The sequence below is a fragment of the Flavobacterium sp. genome (assembly GCF_043720215.1).
Classification (GTDB): domain Bacteria; phylum Bacteroidota; class Bacteroidia; order Flavobacteriales; family Flavobacteriaceae; genus Flavobacterium.
The window spans coordinates 1-7,578 of record NZ_JAYSSZ010000248.1 but is presented as its reverse complement, the minus strand read 5'-3'; the positions used below and the strand labels follow the sequence as shown (position 1 = coordinate 7,578).

General features: G+C 34.8%; 1 protein-coding gene and 2 pseudogenes. All 3 read right to left on the bottom strand.

Features of this window, described 5'->3' with window-relative positions:
• Nucleotides 1-130: 130 nt before the first annotated feature.
• Nucleotides 131-5,707 (bottom strand): annotated as a pseudogene (gene sprA, locus ACHZC3_RS10830) (cell surface protein SprA); the annotation flags it as partial.
• Nucleotides 5,708-5,785: 78 nt separating this feature from the next.
• Nucleotides 5,786-6,367, bottom strand: a complete 582-nt coding sequence (gene ruvA, locus ACHZC3_RS10825) for a Holliday junction branch migration protein RuvA (RefSeq protein ID WP_394759874.1) — start codon at nt 6,365-6,367, stop codon at nt 5,786-5,788.
• Between the two features lie 60 nt (nt 6,368-6,427).
• Nucleotides 6,428-7,578: pseudogene (locus ACHZC3_RS10820) on the bottom strand (phosphate acyltransferase); the annotation flags it as partial.

The following is a 7,578-nucleotide window of genomic DNA, read 5'->3' as shown; positions in this document are numbered from 1 at the left end:
GTCACCTAAACCTTGCCACACCTGCGCTTTGCGCACATTCCAAATCGGTGCAATTGCTTGTCGATCAATTTCAATCGCAGCACCCGCAAAATCGCCATTCTTTAACGACAGCGCAATGTTCAAAAACGGCTAAATCGTATGTAATTCCATCGCTTGCCTCAAAAGATTGCAAAGATAAAGACGCTTTTTGCCAAGAATAATCCCCTGTATAGGTATAATCCGATTTTATAAATGCTAATGCTGGTATTTTATTTATAGGTAATGTATAATTTACCGTTAGTTGTTGTGCGTGTTGGTTTGGTGTACCAATATTCCAATAATCATCCCAAATAGTGAAACTATCGATCGAATTGTTGTCAGCATCTAAATAATTTCTGACCAAATTTGCTGTTGTTGCTGTATAATTAAGACGTAATGCTTTAGTTAAATTATAATTGAACCCATAATTATAATTGAACATATTGTTACGCTTGTACAATGGATCGAGTCCAATTCCTTGCACATCAATTTGTCTAAATTGTTGTTTGTTATATTGTCGCAGAATGGTCGAACTGAAATTTACACTGGTTGGTAAGTAATTAAAATTGAAATCACTTAACATTTTCCAATAGGTACTTTTCTTCAAAAACTTAGTATTTTTAAATGGTTCTAATGGTTTTGGTTGAAATGTAAAAGCATAATCTGCAGACGTTCTTACTTGCTGGTCAACCAAATTTTCAATTTCGAAATCATGATGTTCCACTTCATTAAATGAATAGGAAACTGTTAGATTTTCCGGATCATAAAAATGCTGTTTTTGTTCGGCACCACGATCTTTTCTTACCCCAATAAAGTTAATACTTTTTCTTTTTGTGAAATCGATGGCACGAGATTTAAATTCAGCTTTATCTTCGGCATCAGTTGTAACTTCAAGCAATTGTTTTAACTTAATATCTTGGTTAAATGGATCGTATTCTGGTGTTATAATTTCTTCTCCAATACCATAATTAAATGGCAGGTTTATTCCCCATTTTTTAGGTAATAGTTTTCCTAGATTTATATTGGTAACAATATCATATTGTTTGGTGTCTTCACGACTGCGTTCGTTTGGACTTTGTTCTAAAGAACCAAAGCCTATGGTGTTCATTCTTCCTGTAGCGGAAAGTGTCATAAAATCGGCAAAATTGGTATCCAAACTTGCAATAGCAGCCATTCCGCCTTCGTTATCTACATCGGCTAGTCGAAGTTCATTGAACCAAACTTCTCCACGGACAAAATCTCCAGGCGTTATACTCGGATTTTTTACTCCCATCATTAAAGTTCTCACAAACCCAAAATTAGGATTTCCTTTTATTCCTACTCGCATTCCTGCTTTTGCTGAAGGATTTAATACTGTTGCATCTTGAAAGAAAATTCCGTTAGCATCTACAGGTTGTGTTCCGTTTAAATTTAAAATCTTAAGTTGTGTTAAAAGTGCTGTTTGCAAATCGATTTCGTTTTCTACTGGCCAAACATCAGTTGCAGAAGATGCATTTTGAGCGGTAACTTTCAACGGAATTTCTATTTGATAAAAATTGTTCGTAAAATCGTTTCCAAAACGAATAAAAGCAATCATTTCATCACTTGCTAAAGGAGCTGTTTCTGGAGGCGTAGGCAAAGCTTCGGCATGCAAAAACATTTTTATTTTTTTGTACTGACGCATATCTACATCTACATTTTTGAAAACCGCTCTAGAATCTCCTGCTTCTAATCCATCAAGTCCTGATTGTGGATTAGCTTTATCGTAAACTTTTAACGAAAGTGACTGCTCATTCTGGTTAATTACCGAATTATTATTATACAATTGTTCACGCTCTACACCAGGAGGAGAGACGTATCGTATTGGTGTTCTAGAACCGTTTTCTTCTATATTTACCGCTGTAACATCAAACCCTGTTGGGTCATCTGTTGGGTCGTCTGTAGCTTGAAGTGTATTATTATATCTTCTCCATTCTCCACGAACTAAATCTAAAGCACCTAAACGAACAGTGATCTTGTCTGAAAAATTAGACATAAACATACGCATGAATCGAATAGATCTAAAATCAGAAATACCTCCTTCAATATTTGCTGCCGTCGCTTCTAGAATTGGAATTTTAAATTGTATCCATCTAGCCTGAGTTGTATTTCCATTTGGAAGCGAAACTTGTGTTTCTCTTACATCAGACACATATTGATCCCCTACAACTAAATTTGGTTTAATATCAATGCTAAATTTATAATACGCATCAATCGTATTCATAGTGTTATCTCTATTGATATCTTCAACATCTGGCGTTGTGGTAGATCCTCTATTCGTATCCGAAACGTTTACTGGAGAGTTTCCTTCTAATCCGTTATATTTTTTATATCTATCTAAAATTGAACCTGATGCACTTAAGAAATATTGGTAATTATCTTGTGCTGGATCGCTACCAGCAAAGGTTGGGTATTTTGCACTTTCTTCGGCATCATTCAATCCGTTTAAACCTACGTCTTGTTGCGCTCTATTTGCTTCATCAGTATCAAAAGCATATATTAGGGATTGTGATGCTGGTACTTTTCCCCAATCGGTAGTAATTACATTTGGATTTGCACCTCCAGCTGGCAATCCGTTTTCGTATAATTTACGTCCATCTTTTAGAACATCTTCCGAAATTTCTCCTAAGTTGAATGTTAATTTACCTGTATTGGCTGGGTTTGTATCACTAGCCGTCCCAAAATAAGGATCTAAAACCCAAACTTGAATATACTCTACATTTGCTTGTTCAAAATTTGTAGAAGATATAGAACGCATTATACCTCCAAAATTATTTTGAGGTGTTGGCAAAGTATTACCTACTGCTGCTGTATTAAAATTATATGGCCCACGTTCTGCTGGGTAATATGTCATATCTAATGTAGGCACAACTGTTGTTTCTCCTACAGCAATACTCGTGTCAGGATACAACTCACTACTATATATTCTCCTAGTATTGTTTAATGAAACATCATTATCATCTATTTCTGCTGGACGATCAGCTGTATAAAAAGTTGGATCTACCGAATACCAAGATAATTTCGCTCTTTTGAAGCCGTCGGAGATCACATTATTTGGGGCATTAACTTCAAATCCTTTTGGCGTACTTGATAAACTCCAAGCTAGAGGAGATTTCATATCTATGGTAGATTGTGATCCTTCAAAATCATCTACATAAACGGTGGCTTCACCCTCAAACTGATCTGCTTTTGGTGTTCCTGGTTTTAAGAACGCTACTTCCCCTCTAAATGATAAATTAGAAGGAACATCAGTATCTAAATTAGGTAATTTGTTAACTAATCTGGTGAAGAAAGGCACTTCAGTAGAAAAGTTAGCATTAGCACCATAAATTAAATTATTGATAGATTCTTGACCGTAATTTGTTTTTTGGGTAAATGGTCTTTCGGTCATTTTAAGCAAGGTTGCGCCAATTTGAAACTTATCCGAAAACTTGTGCTCGACATTAACTCCCATAAACCTTCTAGTTTGCTGGCCAAAAACAGCATTATTTTCGACAGAAACTTCAATAGGTATTCCCGAAGCTTGCAATGATGGGTCAAGTATTTGAACTCTTCCAGCCTGATAATTGACACTGTAGTCGATTCCTTCTTGCAAAACTCTTCCGCCAGCGGTAACTACAACTGAACCACGAGGAACGTTTGCAGCACCAAGAGAAATGCCTTCGCCGCCTGTAGATTTGAATTTTCCTCGCAGCTGAAACTTGTTTTTATCACTTTCTTGTAATGCTTGTGCTTGGGTTTTGGTATACAAACTTCCAAAAACATATTTAGTTTGATTGGCATTATAAACACCTCCAATAGAGTTACCTCCATTATAGTCTTCCCCAGGAATCGAACGTAATTTTTCAAACAAATGTTTTCCAAAAGGTTCTATTGTTGTAAAAATGATTCGTCCGTTTTGAGTATCAACAGTAAGTCCTGGAATAAAATCGAAGAAACCATCTCCGTTATTTTGTGGATCGTTATTAAAATTTAATTTATCAACATTAAAAACTTTTAACAATGGTGTTCTAGTTACTAAATCTGCTGGGCTTGGCAAAGGCGAAACCAAATCAATATAATTTAATGGTGCTGGGTCTGAATATAAGATGTTGAATTTAAAATCTTTCGGATCTAGTTGGTACGCACCGGGAATTTGATAGATATTTTTCATCATCAATTTCCAAGCTGGTTTGGTCACACTGGCTAAATTTCCTTTTAGCATTTTAAGAATCAAACTTTGTGTTGTAGGAACTCCAGTAGTACCATTTACATTAGTCGCATCCACACCATCGGTTCCAAATTCTCCCACTTGATAGACTTGATCTCCTATTGTGTATTGATAAGCCACAGCTAAAACCTCATCATTAGTTAGTCGCTGATTTAATGACAAATAACCTAATTGTGGATTGAAATTATATTCGTTTGGTGTTAATTTTCTTGCGTTTTCAAGTTTAGCATAATCTGTTCCTTCAGATGGAGCTGGCGCAACTCCAACAAATCCTTGACTTGCAGTCGCAATTTCTCTAATTAATGGATTTAAATTACTGCCTGCTTGTCCTATTTTTTCAGGATCAAAATCATTATTCGCATTATTAGAAGGTGTATCTGCGGGTGTATTAAAAAAGGATACTGGCGCTGTTATTCCAACAATCTCAGTATCTAAAAATCCAGTAAGTCTAGATTCTCCTAAATCTTGCAGCGCCACTATATTTCTCAAATTATTACCATCTTGAGAGGTATTTACTCTATTTTGTCTGTTTGTAATCCAGACTTCCATTCTGGTAATTTGCACTCTAGAATCTATAACTGGATAATTTCTAAGTGCCGAGTCGTATTTGTTTCTAAAATATTGCGACAAGAAAAAGTGCCTATCGGCATCATAATCTAATCCAAAAAGGCTAAATTCTTGTATCGTTCCACCACCTTCAGATGTTACTGTTTTTGTTTGAGATTTTTGCTCCGAGAAAATTCCTGTAACTGTAGTTCGTCCGAATTGAAATTGTGCTTTTACACCAAACAAACTTTGCGCTCCACGGATTAAGGTACTATTTAGCGGCATACTCACATTACCCACTTCTATTTTTTGAAGAATATCATCTTCCGTTGGTGTAAATTCTAATTTTATAAGGTTTTGGAAGGCAAAAGTAGATTCAGTATCATAATTTGCATTTACTTTTAGTCGTGTTCCTACTTTTCCTAGTAAACTTAAACCGATTCGTTGATCGAAATCGAAAGTGGTAGTTTTTCTGTTTCTTGGAGAAAGAGATGGATTGTCTTGTTTGGAAAAACGCATTCCTAAATCGATTTCAACTGTTCCGGTAGGTTTTACATCGATAGTATTGCTTCCAAAAATTGATTCGAAAAAACCTGAATTTATATAATATCTTGGTAATAAATCTTTTTTAGCATCTTTACTTGCTTCTTTTTTTCCATCGATTGCATCAGATTTTTTCTGAAAATACTCACGCATCGCTTCTCTAGAAATTAATTCCTGATATTCTTTTGGCGTTAAAACAATTGGGTAATTGATATTAAATCCTTCGAATGTTTTGGTATAAATATAACGATCTGTAACCGGATCATAAGAATACGATTCTAGAATACTATTGGGGTTAGGAAGATCTAATTTTCCTGTATCATATCCTTTTACGGTATCTTGAGACTCTACAACTTGTGCATTAACAGTCATCGAAACGAAAAAAAGCAGTATGAAAATACTCTTTTTAAAAAATGAATTGGAATTATATAAACTAAATTGTCTCAACGATTATAAATTTTTTAAAGCCTGTTTAATAATAGTTTCTACAGTTGCATCTGGCATTGTTGCGACAATTTTTTCGACTACTTTTTCAGCTGATTTTCTAACAAAACCTAATACTTCTAATGCAGATAACGCTTCATCTTTGTTTGTATTGCTTTGTGACATAGAAACTTCGTCTAAATCATATAGTTTTAACACTTTTTCCTTCAAATCAAGTATTGTTCTTTGTGCCGTTTTTACTCCAATTCCTTTTATAGATTGAATCGTTCCTACATCACCAGAACCAATAGCATTAATTATTTGTTTTGGTTCGATAGATGACAACATCGTTCGAGCAATATTTGCTCCAATTCCTGATACAGAAATTAATAATTTAAAAATTTCTTTTTCAGATTTTTCAACAAAACCAAATAATGAGTGACTATCCTCCTTAATTATTAAATGTGTAAAAAGTTTTATGAAATCTGTTGAGGGTAACAAACCATATGTATGCAACGAAATATTTACATGATAACCAACACCATTACAGTCTATTACAACTTCAGTAGGCGATTTTTCAACTAACTTTCCTTGAATGTGTGCTATCATAAATAAAATCCTAAACCTCCAAATATACTAATTTTCTCGAATTCCAAGTATTATTTAAGCTTAACTACTTGATTCTTCTATTAAAACAATCTCTTCTATTTTCTTATTAAGTTTTATTCTTTTTTCTTTTTCTTGCGCATCAACTGCCGCAACTGCCGCCATATTTACCATTTCTTCAACGCTTGCTCCTAGCTGAAAAATATGAACAGGTTTATCCATTCCTAGCATAATTGGTCCAATAGAATCTACTTTATATAATTCTTTAAGCATTTTATAGGTAATATTTGCGGATTCTAAATTTGGAAAAATAAGTGTATTTACTTTATGCCCCACTAATTTAGAAAAAGGGAATTTACTTTTTAGCATTTCTGGATTTAAAGCAAAATCAGTTTGAATTTCACCATCAACTATTAAGTCTGGATATTCCGCATGAAGATAAGCAACCGCTTCGCGAACTTTCGTAGCGCTTTCGTAACTTGAAGATCCAAAATTAGAAAACGAAACCATTGCAATTACAGGTTCTACACCAAACATTCTAGCTGTTTTTGCTGTCATTAAAGCAATTTTTGCCAAATCGTCAGCACTTGGGTTTGGATTGATGGCTGTATCTGATAAAAACATCGGACCACGAGCAGTCATCATCATATTTGTGGTTGCAATTCTTGTGACTCCTGGTGCTTTTCCTATAAGTTCCATCATAGGTTTTACCACCGAAGGATAACTTCTAGAATAACCAGTTACTAAAGCATCTGCTTCTCCTTCATTAACCATCATAGCTGCAAAATAGTTGCGTTCTCGCATCCATTTTTGAGCATCTAAAAGGCTGATTCCTCTACGACGACGTGATTTCCAATAGGTTTCAGCATAACGCAATCTGCGAACATCTTCTTCTTTTGTTTTGGGATCAAAAATAGCTACTTCAGCATCAAAACCAATTTCTTCTTTTAGTTCTAAAATTATTTCTTTATTCCCTAATAAAATTGGAATCCCAATACCTTCTTCGTGAACAATTTGAGCTGCTTTCAACACATCTAAATGATCGGCTTCGGCAAAAATAATTCGTTTTTTATCGGTTTTAGCTCTGTTTGCTAACAAACGAACCAGTTTGTTATCGGAACCTAGTCGTTCTAATAATTCTTCTTTATATTTTTCCAGTCGGTAATTTCTATTTGCGCAACTCCACTTTCCATAGCTGCTTTAGCTACGGCTGG

Excerpts from the sequence above, each read along its gene's own strand:
- ruvA (WP_394759874.1), bottom strand. The coding sequence starts at position 6,367 with ATGATAGCACACATTCAAGGAAAGTTAGTTGAAAAATCGCCTACTGAA.